The organism is Pseudomonas syringae (assembly GCF_023278085.1).
Taxonomy (GTDB): Bacteria; Pseudomonadota; Gammaproteobacteria; order Pseudomonadales; family Pseudomonadaceae; genus Aquipseudomonas; species Aquipseudomonas syringae_Q.
This window is the reverse complement of sequence record NZ_CP066265.1, coordinates 3,823,121-3,845,032: the sequence shown is the minus strand read 5'-3', so window position 1 is coordinate 3,845,032 and position 21,912 is coordinate 3,823,121. Positions and strand designations below refer to the sequence as shown.

Sequence of the window (21,912 nt, the reverse complement as noted above, 5' to 3'; positions counted from 1 at the left end):
CATGAAGGAGCAATCGCCGAGGCGCATCGATTCGTCAGTCATCGCCAACAAGCTCTTCCTGCTGTTTTGCATCGGTGAAGACCGCTATGCCCTGGAAGCAACCGAGATTGCGGAAATCCTGCCACGGGTGAAGCTCAAGACCATTGCCCGGGCGCCGCATTGGGTGGCGGGGATTTTTGCTCACCGGGGCGAAATCGTGCCGGTGATCGATATCAGCGCCCTTAACTCCGGCCAGCCAGCGCGTGCCCGGACCAGTACGCGCATGGTGCTGGTGCATTATCGGCACGACGATACGCATCCGGCACCGTTGCTGGGTCTGATTCTGGAGCAGGCCACCGAGACGTTGCGGTGCCCGGTGTCCGAGTTCAAGGAATACGGTCTGGACAATCGCCTGGCGCCGTACCTGGGGCCGGTTCGCGAGGATGAGCAGGGTTTGCTGCAGTGGATTCATGTCCGCGAGCTGCTGAGCGAGCCGGTCCGTGAACTGTTGTTTCCGGCGACGCCCATCAGTCTTGATCTGCTTGAGGATGCGCAATGAACGACGACGCGCGTTTCTTCAGCTTTCTCAAGGACCGTATCGGGCTCGACGTAACGTCGGTTGGCGAAGCGATCATCGAACGCGCACTGCGTCAGCGCGCCACCCATGTCGGTTGCGCGGACAGCAACGCCTACTGGCAACTGTTGGTGACCTCGCCGCAAGAGCAGCAGGCACTGATCGAGGCGGTGATCGTCCCGGAAACTTCGTTTTTCCGCTATCCGGAATCCTTCGCTACGCTGGGTAAGCTGGCTCGTGAGCGCGTGACCGGTCTTGGCGGTGTGCGCCCGCTGCGGATTCTCAGCCTGCCGTGCTCCACCGGCGAGGAGCCTTATTCGATGGTGATGGCGCTGTTCGATGCCGGCGTCGATGCCCGGCAGTTCCAGGTCGATGCCATCGATATCAGCCCGGTGTCCATTGCCAAGGCCGAGCGTGGCATCTACGGCAAAAACTCGTTCAGAGGCAGCGATCTGGGTTTTCGCGAGCGCTATTTCGACCCGATTAAAGAAGGTTTCCAGATCGCCGAGCGGGTAAGTGCCTGCGTGAATTTCCAGGCTGGCAATCTTCTGGACCCGAAACTGGCCACCCAGGCTGCCTACGACATCGTGTTCTGCCGCAACCTGGTGATCTATTTCGATCAGCAGACGCAGCAGCGGGTGTTTCAGGTTCTCAAGCAACTGACCCGCGAAGACGGCCTGCTGTTTATCGGCCCGGCGGAGGGCAATCTGCTCGCCGCCATCGGCATGCGGTCGATAGGTATCGCGAACTCGTTCGCCTTCCGGCATGCGCTGCATGACAGAACTGTCCCGGCACCTGCCAGCATCACTGCGGCGCCCACGGCATTGCGCCCGACGCCCGACGCACCGGCAAGAGCGCCCGCAAAAACCGCTGCGCCGCGGCCCGTCGAACGCAATTCGTCTGCCTTCGCCCCCAGCGCCAGACCGGCTGCCGCCGCTAATGGGGACGCGTCAGCGCTGCTCGACAGCATCGCGAACCTTGCCAACGAGGGTAACAGCAGTGCAGCGCGAGCGGCCTGTGAGCGTTATCTGCAACAGTATGAGCCGGTTGCACAAGTCTTCTACTGGCTGGGTTTGCTCAGTGAAGTGGCGGGCAGCGTCGCTCAGGCTCAGGCTTTCTATCGCAAGGCGTTGTACCTGCAACCGCAGCATCGCGAATCGCTGGCGCAACTGGCGGCGTTGCTGGCCGCGCAGGGCGACAGTACCGGAGCCCGACGCTTGCAGGAACGTGCCGCACGTGGCACGAATAAACAAGGAAACCATTGATGACGGGCCAGTCCGGTTTTTCCAGCCTTACCCATGATCAGGCGCAGGATATCGACGACTGCTGGAACCGCATCGGCATTCATGGCGACCGTTCCTGCCCGTTACTGGCAGAGCACATCCACTGCCGCAACTGTGCGGTTTATTCCGCAGCCGCCACACGCCTGCTGGACCGCTATGCACTGGCCCAGGAACACCACGAGCAGTTTCAGGGTTCGGTGTTGCAGCGCGACATCAAGACCCGTTCGATTCTGGTCTTTCGCCTCGGTGACGAGTGGCTGGGGCTGGTTTCCCGTTGCCTGTCCGAGGTTGCACTGCACCAGACCATCCACTCGCTGCCCCATCAGCGCTCGCGTGCGATGCTCGGTGTCGCCAATGTGCGCGGCGCGCTGGTTGCGTGCATCTCGCTGGTCGAGTTGCTCGGCCTGGACAGCCACGCTGTGCCTTCCCCGTCTGCGCGAGTGGTGCCGCGCATGCTGATCGTCGCGGCCGAGGGCGGGCCGGTGGTCGTGCCGGTTGATGAGGTCGATGGCATTCATGCCATTGATGAACGTGAACTGGAAGCCGCCTCGGCTTCCGGTACGCATGCCAATGCGCGCTTCACCCGGGGCGTGCTGCAATGGCAGGGTCGCAGCCTGCGCTGGCTGGACGAAGATCAGTTGTTGTCGGCGGTTCACCGGAGCCTTACATGACGCCAGATCAGATGCGTGACGCCTCGTTGTTTGAACTGTTCACGCTGGAAGCCGATGCGCAGACTCAGGTCTTGAGTGCAGGCCTGCTCGCGCTGGAGCGCAACCCCACCCAGGCGGACCAACTGGAAGCCTGCATGCGTGCAGCGCATTCGCTCAAGGGCGCGGCACGGATTGTTGGCGTCGATTTCGGCGTCAGCGTGGCGCATGTCATGGAAGATTGCCTGGTCAGCGCTCAGGAAGGACGGCTGCTTTTACAGCCCGAGCACATCGATGCGCTGCTGTCGGGCACTGATCTGCTGATGCGGATTGCCACGCCGGGCGGCGCCAGTGTCACTCAGGCCGATATCGACGCTTATGTAGACAGACTCAATACACTCCTGGCTTCCGGTGCAGGTGCCGCGCGCACGCTCACGACGCCACTGGCGGAGCCGTCGATAGACCCGCTGCTGGCCATCGCGATGCAGCAGTTGGGGTCGCTACCCGCCGCTGCACCGGCGCTCGCTGATCCAGCGTTACAGGCGCCCGCGGCAGCCACTTCGGTGAGCGCCTCGGTGCCTGAGCCGGAAGCCCCTTTCTCCCCGCTGCGTGAGCGACGGGCTGTCGAAGGTGGCGAGCGGGTGCTGCGGGTCACCGCCGAGCGCCTGAACGGGCTGCTCGACATGTCCAGTAAATCGCTGGTCGAGACTCAACGACTCAAGCCGCTGCTGGCAGGCATGCAACGCCTCAAGCGTTTGCAGAGCAGCAGCGACCGTGCGCTGGAAGTACTGGGCGCCAGTTTTGGCGAAGCAGGCCCCTCAGCCGATATACAGAAAGCCCTTGAAGACGCTCGCAGTCTGCTGTCCCAGGCACAGCATGTGCTGGTGCAGCAGACGGCTGAGCTGGATGAATTCGGCTGGCAGTCGGCGCAACGCGCTCAATTGTTGTACGACACGGCGCTGGCCTGCCGCATGCGGCCCTTTGCGGATGTGCTGACCGGTCAGGCACGGATGGTCCGCGATCTGGGTCGCGAGCTGGGCAAACAGGTCCGTTTGCAGATTGAAGGCGAAAAGACCCAGGTCGACCGCGACGTGCTGGAAAAGCTCGAAGCGCCATTGACCCATCTGCTGCGTAATGCAGTGGATCACGGTATCGAATCTCCCGAGCGGCGAGCTGCAGCGGGCAAGGCTGCCGAAGGCCTGATCCGTTTGCAGGCCTCGCACCAGGCCGGGTTGCTGGTGGTCGAGTTGAGCGACGACGGCGGCGGCGTGGACCTGGAGCGCCTGCGGCAAAGCATCGTCGAGCGCAAACTCTCGCCGTTGGAAACCGCCGAGCAGTTGAGTGAAGAGGAACTGTTGAGCTTTTTGTTCCTGCCGGGCTTCAGCATGCGTGACAAGGTCACGCAGATTTCCGGACGTGGCGTGGGCCTGGATGCTGTGCAGCATATGGTTCGCCAGTTGCACGGTAGCGTCGAGCTGCAGCAATGGGCGGGCGAGGGCAGTCGTTTCAGGATTGAAATGCCGTTGACGCTGTCGGTGGTGCGCAGTCTGGTCGTGGAGGTGGGCGGCGAAGCTTATGCCTTCCCGTTGGCCCACATCGAACGTATGCGCGATTTGCAGCCCGATGAAATCGTGCAGCTTGAAGGGCGTCAGCATTTCTGGGACGAAGAGCGCCATGTCGGTCTGGTCTCGGCCAGCCAGTTGTTGAATCGGCCGCCTGCCCAGAATCCCGCAGAAGCGCTCAAGGTCGTGGTGATCCGCGAGCGCGATGCAGTTTATGGGGTCGCCGTCGAGCGTTTCATCGGCGAGCGCACATTGGTGGTCATGCCGCTGGATGCGCGTCTGGGCAAGGTTCAGGACGTTTCGGCGGGCGCGCTGCTCGATGACGGCTCGGTGGTGCTGATCATCGACGTCGAAGACATGCTGCGCTCAGTTGAAAAACTGCTGAACACCGGGCGGCTGGAACGCATCGACCGGCGCAATCGTCAGACGGATCATGTGGCGCGTAAACGAGTACTGGTGGTCGATGACTCGCTGACCGTTCGCGAACTGGAGCGCAAGTTGCTGGTGGGCCGTGGCTATGAAGTGACGGTGGCGGTGGACGGTATGGATGGCTGGAATGCCTTGCGTGCCGAGGACTTCGACCTGCTTATCACCGACATCGATATGCCGCGCATGGACGGCATCGAGCTGGTGACCCTGCTGCGCCGCGACACACGTTTGCAGTCGCTGCCGGTCATGGTGGTTTCCTACAAGGACCGCGAAGAAGACCGGCGTCGCGGCCTGGACGCCGGAGCCGACTATTATCTGGCCAAGGCCAGCTTCCATGACGATGCCTTGCTAGACGCTGTCGCCGAACTCATAGGGGACGCACAAGCATGAAGATTGCCATTGTCAATGACATGCCCATGGCCATCGAGGCCCTGCGTCGAGCGCTGGCCTTTGAACCCGCACACAAGATCGTCTGGGTGGCAGCCAATGGCGCCGAAGCGGTACAGCGTTGCAGGGAGCAGATCCCGGACCTGATCCTCATGGACCTGATCATGCCGGTGATGGATGGCGTGGAGGCCACGCGCCGGATCATGGCCGAAACGCCGTGCGCTATCGTCATCGTCACGGTTGATCGCGAGCAGAATATGCGTCGCGTCTTCGAAGCCATGGGCCATGGCGCGCTGGATGTGGTGGACACGCCGGCCATTGGTGGTCCCAACCCTAAGGAGGCCGCCATGCCGCTGTTGCGCAAGGTGCTCAATATCGAATGGCTGATGGGCCAGCGCAGCAATCGCGAGCAGGTTGTGGCCTCGCCGATGCGCGAGACAACCAGGCGCGAACGGCTGGTGGCCATCGGTTCTTCGGCGGGAGGCCCGGCTGCGCTGGAAGTCCTGCTCAAAGCGTTGCCGGCAAATTTCTCTCCAGCCATCGTGCTGGTGCAGCATGTTGATCAGGTGTTCGCGGCCGGCATGGCCGACTGGCTGTGTTCCGTCTCCGGCGTGCCGGTCCGGCTGGCTCGCGAGGGTGAAACTCCGCAGCCCGGTGTCGTGCTGCTGGCGGGCACCAATCACCATATTCGTTTGTTGAAAGACGGTACGTTGGCTTATACCGCGGAACCGGTGAATGAAATATACAGGCCTTCAATCGACGTGTTCTTCGAGAGCGTGACCCGTTATTGGGGGGGCGATGCCGTGGGTGTTTTACTGACCGGCATGGGTCGCGACGGTGCGCAGGGGCTCAAGGCCATGCGCGAGCGGGGGTTTCTGACCATCGCTCAGGATCAGGCCAGCTCTGCGGTGTACGGCATGCCCAAGGCCGCCGCCGCGATTGATGCCGCCGTTGAAATTCACTCGCTGCCTGCTATTGCACCTCGCTTGATCGAGGTATTTATTCAATGACTGACCCACTGATCCAGATGGCAGTCGGAGACCAGGAGAAACTTTATGCATGATGGGCCAATGGACGACATCAAAGCCCCGGACGAAAACAATGCGATGGTGCTGCTGGTTGACGATCAGGCCATGATTGGCGAGGCGGTTCGGCGTGGTCTGGCCGGTCACGATTCGATCGACTTCCATTTTTGTGCCGATCCGCATCAGGCGGTTGCCCAGGCCGTGCAGCTCAAGCCGACCGTCATTCTTCAGGACCTGGTCATGCCGGGGCTGGACGGTTTGACGCTGGTGCGTGAATACCGCAGCAACCCGCTGACCCGCGACATCCCGATCATCGTGCTCTCCACCAAGGAAGATCCGTTGATCAAGAGCGCGGCGTTCACCGCCGGTGCCAACGACTATCTGGTCAAGCTGCCGGACAACATCGAACTGGTCGCGCGCATCCGTTACCACTCACGCTCTTACATGACGCTGTTGCAGCGTGATGAAGCCTACCGCGCCTTGCGGGTCAGCCAGCAGCAGTTGCTCGACACCAATCTGGTGTTGCAGCGCCTGATGAACTCCGACGGCCTGACCGGGCTGTCGAACCGTCGTCATTTCGATGAATACCTGGAGCTGGAGTGGCGAAGGGCGGTACGTGACCAGACCCAGCTGTCACTGCTGATGATCGATGTGGACTACTTCAAGGCCTACAACGATAACTTCGGCCATCTGGAGGGCGACGAAGCGTTGCGGCAAGTGGCCAAGGCCATCCGTAACAGTTGCAGTCGTCCGTCTGATCTGCCGGCACGCTACGGGGGTGAAGAGTTCTCGATGGTGCTGCCCAATACCTCACCCGGCGGTGCACGCCTGCTGGCAGAGAAGCTGCGCCAAAGCGTGGCGGGCATGAATATTCCGCACATCGCGCCGACGCCAGGGTCGAGCCTGACGATCAGTATCGGCGTTGCCACCGTAACGCCGCAGCTGGACATGACCAGTCGCCAGTTGATTCTGGACGCCGACAAAGGGCTTTATCAGGCCAAGAACAATGGACGTAACCAGGTGGCAATGGGCTGAAGCCTCCTGCACCGTTAAAATAGGCCGCACAAGGCCCGCTCGACGGGCTGCTTTCGTTACCGCGCCTGGGGTATACTCGTCGGCTTTGAAAATTTCGCCTGCGAGTGCTGCCTACCATGGAAATCAACCCGATCCTAAACAGCATCAAGGATTTGTCCGAACGCTCCGAAACCATTCGGGGGTATCTTTGACTACGATCACAAACATGATCGTCTGACCGAAGTAAACCGCGAGCTGGAAGATCCAAACGTCTGGAACAACCCGGCCTACGCCCAGGAACTGGGGCGCGAGCGTTCCCTGCTGGCGCAGATCGTGGAAACCCTCGACGAAATGTCTTCCGGGCTGGTCGATGCCAAAGACCTGCTGCTGATGTCCGCTGAAGAAGAAGACCAGGCTGCCGTCGATGACGTCGCCGCCGAAGTCGAGCGCCTGCGTGCGTCGCTGGAAAAGCTCGAATTCCGTCGCATGTTCAGCGGCGAGATGGACCCCAACAACGCCTACCTGGACATCCAGGCCGGTTCCGGCGGCACCGAAGCGCAGGACTGGGCCAACATCCTGCTGCGCATGTACCTGCGCTGGGCCGACAAGCGCGGTTTCGACGCCACCATCATGGAACTGTCTGCCGGTGAAGTCGCCGGTATCAAAGGCGCTACCGTGCATATCAAGGGCGAATACGCCTTTGGCTGGTTGCGCACCGAGATCGGCGTTCATCGCCTGGTGCGCAAAAGCCCGTTCGACTCCGGCAACCGCCGCCATACCTCGTTCTCGGCCGTGTTCGTTTCGCCGGAAATCGATGACAACATCGAAATCGACATCAACCCGTCGGACCTGCGCATCGACACCTACCGCTCCTCCGGGGCCGGTGGTCAGCACGTAAACACCACCGACTCGGCGGTACGTATCACCCACGTTCCGACCAATACGGTGGTCAGCTGCCAGAACGAGCGTTCCCAGCATGCGAACAAGGACACCGCCATGAAAATGCTGCGGGCCCGTTTGTACGAGCAGGAAGTGCAGAAGCGCAACGCAGCGTCCCAGGCGCTTGAAGACACCAAATCCGACATCGGCTGGGGTCATCAGATTCGCTCCTATGTACTGGACGCCTCGCGCATCAAGGACCTGCGAACCAACATCGAACGCAGCGACTGCGACAAGGTGCTGGACGGCGATATCGACGAATACCTGATCGCAAGTCTCAAGCAAGGGCTGTAAACCGCCAGCCGACACCTCAAGCCCCTCGCCGCGACGCGAGGGCGAACCTGTGATGGAATATCTAAAGACATGAGCGACCAACAACTCGACCCGCAAGCCCTGCAACAGGAAGAAAACACCCTGATCGCCTTGCGCAAGGAAAAGCTTGCTGCCGGCCGTGCCAAGGGTCAGGCCTTCCCCAACGACTTCCGCCGCGACAGCTACTGCAACGACTTGCAGAAACAGTACGTCGACAAGACCAAGGAAGAACTGGCAGAGGCAGCGATTCCGGTCAAGGTTGCCGGTCGTATCATGCTCAACCGTGGCTCGTTCATGGTCATTCAGGACATGACCGGACGCATTCAGGTCTATGTCAATCGCAAGACCCTGCCTGAAGAAACCCTGGCCGAGGTGAAAACCTGGGACCTGGGGGACATCATTGCTGCCGAAGGCACGCTGGCGCGTTCCGGCAAGGGCGACCTGTACGTCGAAATGACCAGCGTGCGCCTGCTGACCAAGTCACTGCGTCCGCTGCCTGACAAGCACCACGGCCTGACCGACACCGAGCAGCGCTACCGCCAGCGCTACGTCGACCTGATCGTCAACGAAGACGTGCGCGAAACCTTCCGCGTCCGCTCGCAGGTCATCGCCCACATCCGCAGCTTCCTGATGAAGCGTGACTTCCTCGAAGTCGAAACGCCGATGTTGCAGACCATTCCAGGCGGTGCGGCAGCCAAACCGTTCGAAACCCACCACAATGCGCTGGACCTGGAAATGTTCCTGCGCATCGCGCCTGAGCTGTACCTCAAGCGTCTGGTGGTTGGCGGTTTTGAAAAGGTGTTCGAGATCAACCGCAACTTCCGTAACGAAGGCGTTTCGACCCGGCACAACCCCGAGTTCACCATGCTCGAGTTCTACCAGGCCTACGCTGACTACGAAGACAACATGGACCTCACCGAGGAACTGTTCCGCGAACTGGCGGAACTGGTTCTGGGCAGCACCGACGTGCCTTATGGCGACAAGGTGTTTCATTTCGGCGAACCGTTCGTGCGCCTGTCGGTGTTCGATTCGATCCTCAAGTACAACCCTGAGCTGACCGCAGCCGATCTGCAGGATGTCGACAAGGCACGCGCCATCGCCAAAAAGGCCGGTGCGAAAGTGCTGGGCTTCGAAGGTCTGGGCAAATTGCAGGTGATGATTTTCGAAGAGCTGGTGGAGCACAAGCTGGAGCAGCCGCACTTCATCACCCAGTACCCGTTCGAAGTGTCGCCGCTGGCCCGTCGCAACGACGACAACCCGAACGTCACCGACCGTTTCGAGCTGTTCATCGGCGGCCGCGAAATCGCCAACGCCTACTCCGAGCTCAACGATGCCGAAGATCAGGCCGAACGCTTCCAGGCACAAGTAGCCGACAAGGACGCCGGTGATGACGAAGCCATGCACTACGACGCCGACTTTGTACGTGCGCTGGAATATGGCATGCCGCCGACGGCGGGTGAAGGGATCGGTATTGATCGTCTGGTGATGCTGCTCACCGACTCACCGTCGATCCGGGATGTGATCCTCTTCCCGCATATGCGCCCACAAGCGTAACCGGTACAGAAAACAGCCGCCTTCGATGGGCGGCTTTTTTTTAAGGTTTTTTCAAGACATTGAAAAGGAAGCTGTTTTGACCATCGCCAGAGAAGGCGCTGCCAGCGTAGCAAGCGCCGTAGCCAAAAGTATCAAGTACCAGGGCCGCAAGACCGCCCGCCAGGGCAGTGAGCAGCGCAGGCAAGTGATTCTGGATGCCGCCATGCGCATTGTCGTGCGTGACGGCGTACGGGCCGTGCGCCACCGTGCAGTGGCCACCGAGGCTGGCGTGCCGTTGTCGGCGACGACCTACTATTTCAAGGACATCAATGACCTGCTGACCGATGCCTTCGCCCAGTATGTGCAGCGCAGTGCCGATTACCTGGCCATGCTCTGGCAGAACACCGAAGTGATCCTGCGCGAGATGATGAGCCGCAGTTCCGGCAGTCCGACCGATCGCTTTCGACTGGCCGATGACATCGCGCGTATGGTGATGGAGTACCTTCGGCATCAGTTGCTGACTCGTCGGGATTATCTGATCGCCGAGCAGGCGTTTTACCACGAGGCGCTGATCAACCCGCGTCTGACGCCGTTGGTAATGGCTCATCAGGAAATTCTGTTGCAGGGCAGTTGTCAGTTTTTCCAGGTGATCGGCTCGTTGCAGCCGCATCAGGATGCCCAAGTATTGACCGGGCTCATCCGCCGCATGGAGTACCAGGGCCTGTTGCGTGGGCCGGAGCGTCAGGCGGATGAGGAAATGCTCTGTATTCTCATGCGTCAATTGCGCTTGGTGCTGGGCACGCCTCAGCCGTTACGAGAGTAGGATGCTGCTTGCACGTTTGCATGGATAAGGCGCTGATTACCTTGACGATCCGGCCTTTTCAGATATTTTTCCAGAGGTGACGCATTTTTTGTGCGCGACCTGCATCAGGGCGAAAGCCCGTCAGCCAAGGAGTACCCGGTGGACGAGTATCAACAGACTATTCGTGCGTTGTCGGATCGGATCGTCGTTGCACAGACACCGATCCGCATTCTGGATGCAGTGAAGTGGGACGACACCATTCGCCAGGAGTTTCTGGCTGCCGATGGTAAGGCGCTGCCTGCTGTGAATCGCGCGTATTACGAGAGCCGTCCGTTGGGGTTTGATTCGGCTGCCTTGAAGCAGGAGTTTCAGAACATCGAGCGCGACGTCACGCGTCAATTGGGGCAGTTCAACCCGGTCGGGCAGATCATGCGCCGCATGTGCCGGGAATACCGCATGGTGGTGCGCATGCTCGAAGCGCGTGGCACGTCGGATTTCGGGCTGATTTCTCAGGAACTCTACGGCTCGGCGTCCGATGCCTTCCACGCCGGTGACCCGACGCTGGCCGACCTCGGGCTGATGCTTTCGGATTACCTGAACAACATCGCCGGGCGCGGTGACCTCAAGGACGAACCGAAAATCCTCACGGCCAAAGACGCAGTGGGCTTGTTGCAGTCGCGCCTGAACCGGGTGTTCGGTGAGGCCGAAGAGACCATCCGGGTTTTCGAGTCCGACGGCATCGTTGCCGACGCCGCTGCGGGGGCCGATTACATCAAGATCCGCAGTGACGCGATGTTTAACGAGCGTGACGTGCGTGCGCTGGAAGTGCATGAGGGGCTGGTACATGTCGGCACCACACTCAACGGGCAGAACCAGCCGATCTGTACCTTCCTGTCCAAGGGGCCGCCGTCGTCGACTGTCACTCAGGAAGGCCTGGCGATACTCATGGAAGTCATCGCCTTCGCGTCCTATCCCAGCCGCCTGCGCAAGCTGACCAACCGCACGCGAGCCATTCACATGGCCGAACAGGGCGCTGATTTTCTGGATGTTTTCGGGTTCTATCGCGAGCAGGGCTTTGGCATGTCGGAAAGCTACGGCAATGCCAGTCGAGTGTTCCGCGGCTCGGTGCCGAACGGGCTGCCGTTCACCAAAGACCTTTCGTACCTGAAGGGTTTCATCATGGTCTACAACTACATCCAGCTGGCCGTGCGCAAGGGCAAGCTCGAACAGGTGCCCCTGCTGTTCTGCGGCAAGACCACGCTGGAAGACATGCGCACCCTGCGGCAACTGGTGGATGAAGGCCTGGTGGTCGCCCCCAAATACCTGCCCGACCAGTTCCGCGACATGAACGCCCTGTCGGCCTGGATGTGCTTCTCCAACTTCCTCAACCACCTGAGCCTGGACCGCATCGAGGCGGATTACTCGAATATTTTGTAGGCTTCGATCGTCGTTATACGCAGGTCTGTTTTGACTATCGTGCCAATGCTCCGCGTTGGCATGCATTGGGTGACGCTCCGCGTCACAAATCTGCAGTCTTGCGCGGTATCAAACGTAAACAGTCCCAAGCTTTGGCACTGATGTATCCAGGGCCGGATTAAACGGTGCCCCGTGGCTGCAATGTGACGCAGAGCGTCACGAAATGCATTACCACGCGGAGCGTGGGAACGAGAAAAGGGGCGAAAAGGTGCCTTGAGCCGAAAACAAACATCACTGACATCGCAGAACTGCTGTGTGACGCGTAACGTCACGAAAGACATTCCCGCGCTGGAGCGTGAGGAACGAGAGGTGGCAGAAGAGTCGGTAATCACAAACCCACAAGGAACGCCCCATTTGAAACTGCTCGGCATCCTCACCCTGATCCTCGCGCTCACCGGCTGCAGCTCCATGCTGTTCTATCCCGAACGTGGCGTACCGTTCACGCCGGACAAGGCGCGCCTGCAGTATCAGGATGTGAGCCTCACCGCCGCCGACGGTACGCGTCTGCGTGGCTGGTGGCTGCCTGCCAAAGAGGGTGTACCCGTCAAGGGCACGGTCCTGCACCTGCATGGTAACGGTGGCAATCTGGCGTGGCATCTTGGCGGAGTCTGGTGGCTGCCCGAGCAGGGTTATCAAGTACTGATGGTTGATTATCGTGGCTATGGCGAGTCGCAGGGCGAGCCCAGCCTTCCGGCGATCTATCAGGACGTACAAGCCGCCTTCGACTGGCTGAACACTGCACCTCAGGTGCAAGGCAAACCCCTTGTGGTACTGGGGCAAAGCATCGGTGGTGCGTTGGCAGTGCATTACCTGTCAGAGCATCCGCAAGAACGCGCCCGAGTGAAGGCGCTGGTGCTGGACAGCGTGCCCGCCAGTTATCGCAGCGTCGCGCGCAACTCGCTGAGCAGTTCCTGGCTGACCTGGCCTTTGAAAACCCCGCTGTCATGGCTGATCCCGGATGCCGACAGCGCGGTCAACGGCCTGCCGCAACTGGCCGGTACGCCGATGCTGATCTTCCACAGCATGGACGACACCCTGGTGCCACTCGCCAACGGCATCGAACTGTACAAGGCCGCGCCGCCACCGCGTGTCCTGCAACTGACCCGGGGCGAACACGTGCAGACCTTCGCCGACCCGCTCTGGCGTCAGGTCATGCTGCGCTATCTGGACGACCCGACACACTTCAATGGCCTGCGTCGCCTGGCGGAAGTGCCCAACTATCCAGATCAAGCCCCAGCTTCAACCCCTGCAACAGCGCCAGCGCAATGAGCCACGACCGGAACGTCAACGGTATGATCCTGAGCGGCATTGGCGCGATTATCGGCACGGTCGGTTGCCTGTGGTATTACGGCTATCTGCACTTCGCGAAGCCGGAAGACGCGCTGTTGCTGAGTGAGTTCACGCTGCTCAAGAGTGTGCCGGGCGAGGAGTACAAGATTGCCGCAACGCCTGCCGCCGAAGTCGCGCAATGCATTGATGGCGTGCTGGTGCTGTTCGATACGTCGCAAAAGGGCTTGTCCGGGGTGCTGATCAACCCGCACCGGCAGGCGGTGCGTTGTATTGGCCAACAGACGCCCCAGCAATGAACGGCTGAAAAACCTTCGCACATAAAAAAGCCCCGCCTGTATGCGCAGGCGGGGCTTCGGTGCAGCAGCTCAGTCGCTTATTTCATCGAAGAGCGTGGTGCAACAGGCTGGTTGTCGTTGGAAATGGTCACTTCCACACGACGGTTCATGGCACGGCCCGAGTTGCTGGTGTTGTCAGCAACAGGGTATTCCTTGCCATAACCCATGGTCACAACGCGCGCCGGGTCTACACCCATGCGTACCAGTGCCATGCGAACCGAATTGGCGCGACGCTCGGACAGCGACTGGTTGTAGGAAGCCGAACCGGTGCTGTCGGTATAGCCTTCGACGATCACTTTACGGTCCGGGTTTTCCTGCAGGAAGGCAGCCAGTTTGCCAATGTCGCCCTGAGCGGTAGGCTTCAGATCGGCCTTGTTGTAGTCGAACAGCACGTCACCGAAAGTCACCAGCGTACCGCGTTCGGTCTGCTTGGCATTCAGGCTGTTTTTCAGGGCCGCGATCTGAGCGTCACGGGCTTCCAGACGGGCTTTGGCACGGTCAGCAGAAGCGTTTTGCAGAGCGGCTTCGGACGTGCGCAGAGCGATGGTCTGCTTGGCCAGTTCTACGCGCTGGTTAGTCAGATAAGACAGCTGGTCAACTTTCTTGACGTCGTCGTCGTTACGGAAAGCCTGTTCAGCCTTGGCCAGCCACTCGCTGGCGTCTTTGGTTTCCAGCGCCGCGACTTTGGTGGCTTCCGGGTTGGTTTGCAGCGCGGTGAAGTTGCTGCGCGCCTGTTCCAGATTAGGGTTTGGCTTGGTTGCACAGGCTGCCAAAGCAACGCTCATGGCCAGCAGAGCAGGGATCATCAGTTGTTTACGCATAATGTAGTCGTCCTTTAATCAGTTACGAATTCATGAAAACAGAAGGGTGGCGGAGCAATCACTGCACCTGGCGCAGGCCTTCTTCACGGAGTTCGTTGACGCCCTGACGAGCATCCTGCACAGCCTTGGCAGCTTTGGCGGCCTGAGATTTGCGTTCTGCCACACGAGCATCCCACTCGGCTTGTTCAGCCAGTTTGCGGGCTTCGTCGTACTTGTGGTCTTGCATCGCCAGGTCAGCTTCTTTGAGCTTGTCCTGAGCCGACTTCATTTCCACTGCTGCGAACTCGGTACCGCCAGCGCTGACAGCGCTGTTGACTGCGGATTGGGACACCGCGTATTGCTCGGACGGCGGGTTGCCAGCGCAACCGGCAAGAATGAAGGTGCTGCCGATTGCCAGTGCAGCGAGCTTCAAGCCGCGCAGGCCTGTGGTTTTTTTGTTGGCAGTGAGGGTGTTCATGGTGATCAACTCCATTGTCTGACTCCGAACGTGGTTATCCATGACAGTTTGTGTATCAAGTCCGGGCATGAGGTCATACAACCGCCTGCTGCCATACGGGCTTTCCTGTAATGGTTAATGGCTCCGACCTGCGCGGTTTTTGAATAGTTCAGATAAATTTCTTCTGACAGGTCAGGAATTTTCAGCGTGTTTACGAGGCTGAAAGGATGCTTATCGACATATAAAGAATCGTCTGCGGCCGGTCACCACGCATCACTGAGGCAGCTTTATTCGCCAGGCAATTGTCGCCGCACCGGCTTTTGGTGCACTGTTGGCAACCAGGATTTGAATTCACGTGGCCGTCCTCAGGAAGACCACGCAACTGAGCCCAAACAAAAACCGGGAGAGGGAACGATGGCCGATATCGATGCGCGTCTGCGCGAAGACGTTCACCTGCTGGGTGAGCTGCTGGGCAACACCATCCGCGAGCAGCGCGGAGCCGAGTTTCTCGACAAGATCGAACGCATCCGCAAGGGCGCCAAAGCGGGCAGGCGCGGCTCTGCAGAAGGTGCAGAACAACTCAGCTCCAGCGTGGACAGCCTCGGCGATGACGAGCTGCTACCGGTGGCCCGTGCCTTCAACCAGTTTCTAAACCTGGCCAACATCGCCGAGCAGTATCAGCTCATGCATCGCCGCGACGACAGCCAGCCGTTGCCGTTCGAGTCGCGGGTGCTGCCGGAGCTGCTTGACCGCCTGAAGGCCGAAGGTCATACACCTGACGCACTGGCGCGACACCTGAGCAAGCTGAGATCGAACTGGTGCTGACCGCCCACCCGACCGAGGTCGCGCGTCGCACGCTGATTCAGAAGTACGACGCTATCGCGGCGCAACTTGCGGCACTGGATCACCGTGACCTGAACAGCGCCGAGCGCGAGCAGATCACGGCGCGTCTGCAGCGTCTGATTGCCGAAGCCTGGCACACCGAAGAGATTCGCCGCATCCGGCCGACGCCGGTGGATGAGGCCAAATGGGGTTTCGCGGTCATCGAGCATTCGCTCTGGCATGCTATCCCCAACTACTTGCGCAAGGCCGATCATGCTCTTCACGCCGCCACTGGCCTGCACCTGCCGCTGGAGGCCGCGCCAATTCGCTTCGCGTCCTGGATGGGCGGCGACCGGGACGGCAATCCGAATGTCACGGCTGCCGTCACCCGTGAGGTGCTGCTGCTGGCGCGCTGGATGGCGGCTGACCTGTACCTGCGGGATGTCGACAACCTCGCCGCCGAACTGTCGATGCAGCAGGCCAGTGATGCACTTCGCGCCAGCGTCGGCGACAGCGCCGAACCTTATCGCACCGAACTCAAGCGTCTGCGCGAGCGCCTGCGTGCCACCCGCAACTGGGCCAATGCCTCGCTGACAGTGACGCAACCTGCGCCTGAAGCCGTGCTGCACGACAACCGCGATCTGCTTGACCCGCTGCTGCTGTGCTTCCAGTCGCTGCATGAGTGCGGCATGGGCGTGATCGCCGACGGGCCGCTGCTGGACTGCCTGCGTCGCGCTGTCACGTTCGGCCTGTTTCTGGTGCGTCTGGATGTCCGCCAGGACTCCACTCGGCACTGCGCGGCCATGACTGAAATCACGGATTACCTGGGGCTGGGTCGCTACGAAGAGTGGGATGAACAGACCCGCATCGACTTTCTGTTACGTGAACTGAATAACCGCAGGCCGTTGTTGCCAGCCTACTTCAAGCCGGCTGCCGATACCGCCGAAGTGTTGGCGACCTGTCGGGAAGTCGCGTCGGCTCCGGCAGCGTCACTGGGCTCGTACGTCATCTCGATGGCCGGTTCGGCGTCGGACGTGCTGGCTGTGCAATTGCTGCTCAAGGAGTCCGGGCTGCAACGGCCGATGCGCGTGGTGCCGCTGTTCGAAACCCTGGCCGACCTGGATAACGCCGGGCCGGTGATCGAGACGTTACTGGGCTTGCCGGGTTACCGCTCACGCCTGCATGGCCCGCAGGAAGTCATGATCGGTTATTCCGACTCAGCCAAGGACGCGGGCACCACGGCGGCAGCCTGGGCACAATACCGGGCGCAGGAAAAACTGGTGGAGATCTGTCGCGAGCAGCAGGTCGAGCTGTTGTTGTTCCACGGCCGTGGCGGTACGGTCGGCCGTGGCGGCGGCCCGGCGCACGCGGCGATCCTGTCGCAGCCACCGGGCTCGGTGGCGGGGCGCTTCCGGACTACCGAGCAAGGCGAAATGATCCGCTTCAAGTTCGGCCTGCCGGACATCGCCGAGCAGAACCTCAACCTTTATCTGGCAGCGGTGCTGGAAGCGACACTGCTGCCACCACCTCTGCCACAGCCCGCCTGGCGAAAGATGATGGACCAGATGGCCAGCGACGGGGTCAGTGCCTATCGCGCGGTGGTGCGCGAGAATCCCGAGTTCGTCGAGTATTTTCGTCAGGCAACGCCCGAGCAGGAACTGGGCCGTCTGCCGCTGGGCAGTCGACCTGCCAAGCGTCGTGAAGGGGGCGTCGAGAGTCTGCGCGCCATTCCATGGATTTTCGCCTGGACCCAGACGCGTCTGATGCTGCCCGCCTGGCTGGGCTGGGAAGCCGCACTGAGCAAGGCGCTGGAGCGAGGCGAGGGCGAGGTGCTGGCGCAGATGCGTGAGCAGTGGCCGTTCTTCCGCACGCGCATCGACATGCTGGAAATGGTGCTCGCCAAAGCCGATGCGGATATCGCCCGGCTCTATGACGAACGTCTGGTTCCCGCCGAACTGCAACATTTAGGCTCACATTTACGCGACCTATTGTCGCAGGCGTGCAATGTGGTGCTGGGGCTCACCGGGCAAACGCAGCTGCTGGCTCATAGCCCTGAAACGCTGGAGTTCATCAGTCTGCGCAACGCCTATCTCGACCCGCTGCATTTGCTGCAGGCCGAGTTGCTTTCCCGGTCGCGCAGCCGCGAGGCGAGTCTTGACAGCCCTCTGGAACTGGCGCTGCTGGTGTCTGTGGCGGGTATTGCCGCTGGTCTGCGCAATACCGGCTGACCCATCCGGGCCATGCCGCAATCGGGTCTTTTCGATCCGGCTGCGGCAAGGCTGGTATTTGCAGGTCAGCCTGCCCGAAACCTTGATACAGATCATGCTGCTCGACAATCAAGGCCTGCAAGCCAGCGCAGCTACAGTTACTGCGACTTTTGGCGGCTTGTGCGGCCCCGGTCGGCTGTGTATCTTGATCAGCCTTTCGGCCTGTTGGCCTGATTATTTTTAGATTGGCCCCCGAGGCGAATCCGTTGATTTCACTATAAAAATTTTGAGGAGCATGACGATGCGCGTGATTCTGCTGGGAGCTCCCGGGGCCGGTAAAGGTACTCAGGCAAAATTCATCACTGAAAAATTCGGCATCCCGCAAGTTTCCACAGGCGACATGCTGCGCGCTGCGGTCAAGGCAGGCACTGAACTGGGCCTGAAAGCCAAGAGCGTCATGGACGCGGGCGGTCTGGTTTCCGATGACCTGATCATCGGCCTGATCAAGGACCGTCTGGCCGAGCCGGATTGTGCGAATGGCGTGCTGTTCGACGGTTTTCCGCGCACCATTCCTCAAGCCGAAGCGCTGTTGAACGCCGGTCTGGAAATCGACCACGTGCTGGAAATCGCTGTCGACGACGAAGAAATCGTCAAGCGCATGTCCGGTCGCCGCGTTCACGAAGGTTCTGGCCGCATCTACCACACCATCTTCAATCCACCGAAGGTTGAAGGCGTTGACGATGTGACCGGCGAGCCGCTGCTGCAGCGCAAGGACGACGTCGAAGAAACCGTTCGCCATCGTCTGGCTGTCTACCACGCTCAGACCAAGCCGCTGGTCGAGTTCTACAGCAAGCTGGAAGCCAGTAACGGCAAACCCAAGTGCAGCCACATTCCTGGCGTCGGTTCGGTGGAAGACATCACCGCCAAAGTGCTCAAAGCCCTGAGCTGAGGCACGCAGCCTGATCAACAAATGGCCCGCTTGCGGGCCATTTGTCATTTATACTGCGCCACTTTTTCACCAAGACGGAAACACCGATGACCACCTTGCTGGCCCTGGACACCGCCACTGAAGCCTGCTCGGTCGCTTTGCTGCATGACGGCAAGGTGCTGAGCCACTACGAGGTGATTCCGCGCCTGCATGCCCAGCGCCTGTTGCCGATGATCAAGGATCTGCTGGCCGAGGCGGGCATTGCGATGTCGGCGCTGGATGCCATCGCCTTCGGCCGCGGTCCGGGTGCTTTCACCGGCGTGCGCATTGCCATCGGCGTCGTGCAAGGGCTGGCGTTTGCGCTGCAGCGTCCGGTGCTGCCGGTGTCCAATCTCGCCGTGCTGGCCCAGCGCGCCTTTCGTGAGCATGGCGCAACGCAGGTTGCAGCGGCCATCGATGCACGTATGGATGAGGTTTATTGGGGCTGCTATCGCGAGGCGGCAGGTGAGATGCGTCTGCTTGGCAACGAAGCGGTCATGGCGCCCGAGCTGGCAACGCTGCCGACAGAGGCCAGCGGCCAATGGTTTGGCGCTGGCACCGGTTGGGGCTACGCGGAACGCATTCCGGTCAGTCTGGCGGGGCATGATGCGAGCATGCTTCCCCATGCCCAGGACTTGCTGACCCTGGCGACGTTTGCCTGGCAGCGTGGCGAAGCGTTACCGGCAGACGACGCTCAACCGGTGTATCTGCGTGACAAGGTGGCGACACCCAAGGTGCGCTGATCTTCTTATCCAGCGCAGTCCGCGAGTGACTGCGCGGGCCTTCTGTACAGCAAACCCTTTAAAACAGCTGGCCCGGGGGCTCATGAAATCCCGCAGCGCGCCGAAAGAATATCAATGGGCCATCTACCGTTTATCGTCTGGATGCGTCGTAATCTCATATGGCGTAAACAATTTTCAATATATGTGGTCTAGTTATCGTTCGGCAATTTGCGAACTACAAGGCAGTAACGCTAAATTGCCACTATCGACGCCGAGTATATAATCGATGCGCATAGACGGAACCTCCTCACGCTCTTATCCGATCAAGCGAAAGCCGCAAAAGACGCCTTCTACCGTTGAAGGCTCTTTCGAGGAAGTCGCCGCTGACGCCGAACTGCCTCCGCTGTCATCGCAGGCACGCCGCGAATCGGGTGATGCACCTATTGGCAGCACTGCCAATGTGCCTGCGCGTCCGCAAGACATCATCTTCCCGCGCTCCATGAGTTCTCGCGTCGCACACGCTCTGGCCAGTTACCTGACCACGGCCAGCTTTGTGGATTGGGACCTTGAAGTATCGGGGCTCGATCTTCACGTCTGATTGTGTCTGACCTGCCTTACTACCTCGGTTGTCCGTCATGGAGTGAAAACGCCTGGCGCGAGTTCCTGTATCCCGAAGACGCCCGTCCCAATGACTTCCTGAGTCTCTACACTCAGGTGTTCAACGTTGTTGAAGGCAACACCACCTTTTATGCCCGTCCCGCCGCCACTACCGTGCAGCGCTGGGCCGAACTCATGCCTGACGACTTTCGCTTTACCGCCAAATTTCACAAAGACATCAGCCACAGCGGCGACCTTCGTGAGCAGGTCGGTGCGGCCGAGGCATTCATTGGCCTGCTCGCGCCGCTGGGCGAGCGGATATCGCCGTTCTGGCTGCAACTGCCCGCCAGCTTCACACCGCAGCGTCTCGCTGAGCTGGTCGGCTTCCTCGATGAGTTGAAGGTGCCGCTGGCGGTAGAAGTGCGCAACATGGCGTTTTTCATGAAGGGCGACGAAGAGCGCATGCTCAACCGGCTGTTGCTGGACCGTGGCATCGAGCGCATTTGCCTCGACTCGCGCGCCTTGTTCAGTTGTGTTTCAAGCGACCCTGCCGTGTTGCATGCGCAATCCAAGAAACCCAAGGTGCCGCCCCGTCCTGCTGCATTGACCCTGTTCCCTCAGGTCCGCTTCATTGGCCGTCCTGAACTGGAAGCCAATGATCCGTTTCTGGTCCAGTGGGTGGAAAAGGTTGCTGTATGGATCGAAGAAGGGCGAACGCCCTACGTATTCCTGCACACACCCGATAACCTCAGGGCGCCAGCGCTGGCCAGACGTTTTCACGAACAGCTGATGGTGCGCCTGCCCGGTCTGCCGCCATTGCCTGAACTGGATCGCGGGCCGCATGTGGAACAGTTGGGCTTGCTCTAAGGTCATCAAGTGTGTGCTGATAGGGGCTTGATTCGGCAGAGAGCATGCACATGGACTCGCAACAGATTCTCAGGGCTGAAGCGTTCAAGGCCCTGCATGAGCGTGACGGCGCTTTTGTCATACCCAACCCGTGGGATGCAGGGTCTGCAAAGTTATTGGCCTCACTGGGCTTTGAGGCGCTGGCCACGACCAGTGCCGGGCTTGCCTTCACACTGGCACGCGCTGATGCCGAAGGCGCAATCAACCGTGAAGAGGCATTGGCGAACGTCGCGGCTATCGTGGGCGCCACCTCATTGCCCGTAGCGGCAGATCTGGAAAACTGCTTTGCCGACAGTCCTGAAGGCTGTGCTGAAACGTTACTCATGGCTGCGGCGACGGGCATTGTGGGCGGCTCTATCGAAGACGCGAGCGGCCAGGCGGCTAATCCGATTTATGATTTCGAGCTGTCCGTGGACCGCGTTCGTGCTGCAGCCGAAGCTGCGCGCAGTTTGCCGTTCCCCTTCCTGCTGACGGCGCGTGCCGAGAATCTGTTGCACGGCCGGATAGATTTCGACGACACCCTGCGCCGACTCACCGCCTACGCCGAGGCGGGAGCGGACGTGCTGTATGCGCCGGGCCTGCGCACTCGCGAGGAGATCATTGCGGTAGTCAGGGCCGTTGCGCCCAGGCCGGTCAATGTCTTGATGGGGAGTGGCGGCGTCACGCTGTCGGTCTCGGACCTGAGCGCATGTGGCGTCAAGCGCATCAGTGTCGGTTCCTCCCTGGCACGAGCAGCGTTCGGCGGGTTGTACCGGGCCGCCGAAGAAATTCGCCAGCACGGCACCTTCACTTACGCTGCCCAGGCGTTGCCTTTCGATCAACTGAACAACCTGTTCAAGGGCTGAGT

The 21,912-nt window shown here is 60.5% G+C and carries 18 protein-coding genes and 3 pseudogenes; 19 read left to right on the top strand and 2 right to left on the bottom strand.

Going from position 1 to position 21,912, the window contains the following annotated elements; genetic code table 11:
• Position 1 precedes the first annotated feature (1 nt).
• The 13 genes and pseudogenes from I9H07_RS17155 to I9H07_RS17100 all read left to right on the top strand — a co-directional run bounded on the left by I9H07_RS17155 (position 2) and on the right by I9H07_RS17100 (position 13,548).
• Positions 2 to 538 carry a chemotaxis protein CheW gene (locus I9H07_RS17155; protein ID WP_024674716.1) on the top strand — a complete coding sequence of 179 codons (537 nt, stop codon included), beginning with the start codon at positions 2 to 4 and terminating at the stop codon, positions 536 to 538.
• Positions 535 to 1,818, top strand: a complete 1,284-nt coding sequence (locus I9H07_RS17150) for a CheR family methyltransferase (RefSeq protein WP_024674717.1) — start codon at positions 535 to 537, stop codon at positions 1,816 to 1,818. The genes I9H07_RS17155 and I9H07_RS17150 overlap by 4 nt, the downstream gene beginning before the upstream one ends.
• Entirely contained in the window at positions 1,818 to 2,507 is a 690-nt protein-coding gene (locus tag I9H07_RS17145; protein WP_024674718.1) for a chemotaxis protein CheW, read from the top strand. Before I9H07_RS17150 ends, I9H07_RS17145 begins: the two co-directional genes overlap by 1 nt.
• Positions 2,504 to 3,007 (top strand): annotated as a pseudogene (locus I9H07_RS25135) (Hpt domain-containing protein); the annotation flags it as partial. The gene I9H07_RS17145 and the pseudogene I9H07_RS25135, both read left to right, overlap by 4 nt.
• A 54-nt stretch (positions 3,008 to 3,061) precedes the next feature.
• A pseudogene (locus I9H07_RS17140) lies at positions 3,062 to 4,864 on the top strand (hybrid sensor histidine kinase/response regulator); the annotation flags it as partial.
• On the top strand, positions 4,861 to 5,871 hold the full coding sequence (locus tag I9H07_RS17135) for a chemotaxis response regulator protein-glutamate methylesterase (RefSeq protein WP_024674720.1): 1,011 nt from the start codon (positions 4,861 to 4,863) through the stop codon (positions 5,869 to 5,871). The pseudogene I9H07_RS17140 and the gene I9H07_RS17135, both read left to right, overlap by 4 nt.
• Positions 5,872 to 5,916: 45 nt before the next feature.
• Positions 5,917 to 6,921: a response regulator gene (locus tag I9H07_RS17130; RefSeq protein WP_024674721.1), complete on the top strand. Its 1,005-nt coding sequence runs from the start codon at positions 5,917 to 5,919 to the stop codon at positions 6,919 to 6,921.
• Between the two features lie 116 nt (positions 6,922 to 7,037).
• A protein-coding gene (gene prfB, locus I9H07_RS17125) for a peptide chain release factor 2 (protein ID WP_096059895.1) occupies positions 7,038 to 8,133 on the top strand; the annotation gives its coding sequence in 2 pieces (ribosomal slippage) (positions 7,038 to 7,109 and positions 7,111 to 8,133; 1,095 coding nt in all).
• A 69-nt stretch (positions 8,134 to 8,202) separates the two neighbouring features.
• Positions 8,203 to 9,705: a lysine--tRNA ligase gene (gene lysS / locus I9H07_RS17120; RefSeq protein WP_058824126.1), complete on the top strand. Its 1,503-nt coding sequence runs from the start codon at positions 8,203 to 8,205 to the stop codon at positions 9,703 to 9,705.
• 25 nt (positions 9,706 to 9,730) lie between these two features.
• Positions 9,731 to 10,507, top strand: coding sequence for a TetR/AcrR family transcriptional regulator (locus I9H07_RS17115; protein WP_236423848.1), 777 nt, complete (start codon positions 9,731 to 9,733; stop codon positions 10,505 to 10,507).
• 138 nt (positions 10,508 to 10,645) lie between these two features.
• Positions 10,646 to 11,923 carry a flavohemoglobin expression-modulating QEGLA motif protein gene (locus I9H07_RS17110; protein WP_058391760.1) on the top strand — a complete coding sequence of 426 codons (1,278 nt, stop codon included), beginning with the start codon at positions 10,646 to 10,648 and terminating at the stop codon, positions 11,921 to 11,923.
• A 393-nt stretch (positions 11,924 to 12,316) separates the two neighbouring features.
• Positions 12,317 to 13,231 carry an alpha/beta hydrolase gene (locus tag I9H07_RS17105; protein ID WP_236423846.1) on the top strand — a complete coding sequence of 305 codons (915 nt, stop codon included), beginning with the start codon at positions 12,317 to 12,319 and terminating at the stop codon, positions 13,229 to 13,231.
• Positions 13,228 to 13,548: a hypothetical protein gene (locus tag I9H07_RS17100; RefSeq protein WP_024675661.1), complete on the top strand. Its 321-nt coding sequence runs from the start codon at positions 13,228 to 13,230 to the stop codon at positions 13,546 to 13,548. Before I9H07_RS17105 ends, I9H07_RS17100 begins: the two co-directional genes overlap by 4 nt.
• A gap of 77 nt (positions 13,549 to 13,625) precedes the next feature.
• On the opposite strand, the gene I9H07_RS17095 is transcribed toward I9H07_RS17100, so the two are convergent.
• The gene (locus tag I9H07_RS17095) at positions 13,626 to 14,408 is read right to left on the bottom strand and encodes an OmpA family protein (RefSeq protein WP_002554755.1); all 783 of its coding nucleotides are present in this window, start codon (positions 14,406 to 14,408) and stop codon (positions 13,626 to 13,628) included.
• 58 nt (positions 14,409 to 14,466) lie between these two features.
• Positions 14,467 to 14,880: a DUF4398 domain-containing protein gene (locus I9H07_RS17090; protein WP_024675660.1), complete on the bottom strand. Its 414-nt coding sequence runs from the start codon at positions 14,878 to 14,880 to the stop codon at positions 14,467 to 14,469.
• 378 nt (positions 14,881 to 15,258) lie between these two features.
• Between I9H07_RS17090 and ppc the strand changes: the two are divergent.
• From ppc to I9H07_RS17060, 6 genes and pseudogenes are all read left to right on the top strand, one after another.
• Positions 15,259 to 17,894: pseudogene (ppc, locus tag I9H07_RS17085) on the top strand (phosphoenolpyruvate carboxylase).
• 280 nt (positions 17,895 to 18,174) lie between these two features.
• Entirely contained in the window at positions 18,175 to 18,822 is a 648-nt protein-coding gene (adk, locus tag I9H07_RS17080) for an adenylate kinase (RefSeq protein WP_058824122.1), read from the top strand.
• Positions 18,823 to 18,908: 86 nt separating this feature from the next.
• Positions 18,909 to 19,583 (top strand): tRNA (adenosine(37)-N6)-threonylcarbamoyltransferase complex dimerization subunit type 1 TsaB, encoded by a 675-nt coding sequence (gene tsaB / locus I9H07_RS17075; RefSeq protein WP_236423842.1) that lies wholly within the window; start codon positions 18,909 to 18,911, stop codon positions 19,581 to 19,583.
• Between the two features lie 265 nt (positions 19,584 to 19,848).
• Complete coding sequence (locus I9H07_RS17070; RefSeq protein WP_024675656.1) at positions 19,849 to 20,160, top strand: hypothetical protein; 312 nt, start codon at positions 19,849 to 19,851, stop codon at positions 20,158 to 20,160.
• Between the two features lie 2 nt (positions 20,161 to 20,162).
• A complete protein-coding gene (locus I9H07_RS17065) occupies positions 20,163 to 21,026 on the top strand; it encodes a DUF72 domain-containing protein (protein WP_236423840.1) in 864 nt (287 codons plus the stop codon).
• Positions 21,027 to 21,076: 50 nt separating this feature from the next.
• Positions 21,077 to 21,910, top strand: coding sequence for an isocitrate lyase/PEP mutase family protein (locus I9H07_RS17060; RefSeq protein ID WP_236423838.1), 834 nt, complete (start codon positions 21,077 to 21,079; stop codon positions 21,908 to 21,910).
• Positions 21,911 to 21,912: the final 2 nt, after the last annotated feature.

What these genes read in the sequence shown, in the direction of transcription:
- I9H07_RS17155 (WP_024674716.1), top strand. Translation starts at nt 2, where the DNA reads ATGAAGGAGCAATCGCCGAGGCGCATCGATTCGTCAGTCATCGCCAAC.
- I9H07_RS17150 (WP_024674717.1), top strand. Translation starts at nt 535, where the DNA reads ATGAACGACGACGCGCGTTTCTTCAGCTTTCTCAAGGACCGTATCGGG.
- I9H07_RS17145 (WP_024674718.1), top strand. Translation starts at nt 1,818, where the DNA reads ATGACGGGCCAGTCCGGTTTTTCCAGCCTTACCCATGATCAGGCGCAG.
- I9H07_RS17135 (WP_024674720.1), top strand. Translation starts at nt 4,861, where the DNA reads ATGAAGATTGCCATTGTCAATGACATGCCCATGGCCATCGAGGCCCTG.
- I9H07_RS17130 (WP_024674721.1), top strand. Translation starts at nt 5,917, where the DNA reads ATGCATGATGGGCCAATGGACGACATCAAAGCCCCGGACGAAAACAAT.
- lysS (WP_058824126.1), top strand. Translation starts at nt 8,203, where the DNA reads ATGAGCGACCAACAACTCGACCCGCAAGCCCTGCAACAGGAAGAAAAC.
- I9H07_RS17115 (WP_236423848.1), top strand. Translation starts at nt 9,731, where the DNA reads ATGGGCGGCTTTTTTTTAAGGTTTTTTCAAGACATTGAAAAGGAAGCT.
- I9H07_RS17100 (WP_024675661.1), top strand. Translation starts at nt 13,228, where the DNA reads ATGAGCCACGACCGGAACGTCAACGGTATGATCCTGAGCGGCATTGGC.
- I9H07_RS17095 (WP_002554755.1), bottom strand. Translation starts at nt 14,408, where the DNA reads ATGCGTAAACAACTGATGATCCCTGCTCTGCTGGCCATGAGCGTTGCT.
- I9H07_RS17090 (WP_024675660.1), bottom strand. Translation starts at nt 14,880, where the DNA reads ATGGAGTTGATCACCATGAACACCCTCACTGCCAACAAAAAAACCACA.
- adk (WP_058824122.1), top strand. Translation starts at nt 18,175, where the DNA reads ATGCGCGTGATTCTGCTGGGAGCTCCCGGGGCCGGTAAAGGTACTCAG.
- tsaB (WP_236423842.1), top strand. Translation starts at nt 18,909, where the DNA reads ATGACCACCTTGCTGGCCCTGGACACCGCCACTGAAGCCTGCTCGGTC.
- I9H07_RS17070 (WP_024675656.1), top strand. Translation starts at nt 19,849, where the DNA reads ATGCGCATAGACGGAACCTCCTCACGCTCTTATCCGATCAAGCGAAAG.
- I9H07_RS17060 (WP_236423838.1), top strand. Translation starts at nt 21,077, where the DNA reads ATGGACTCGCAACAGATTCTCAGGGCTGAAGCGTTCAAGGCCCTGCAT.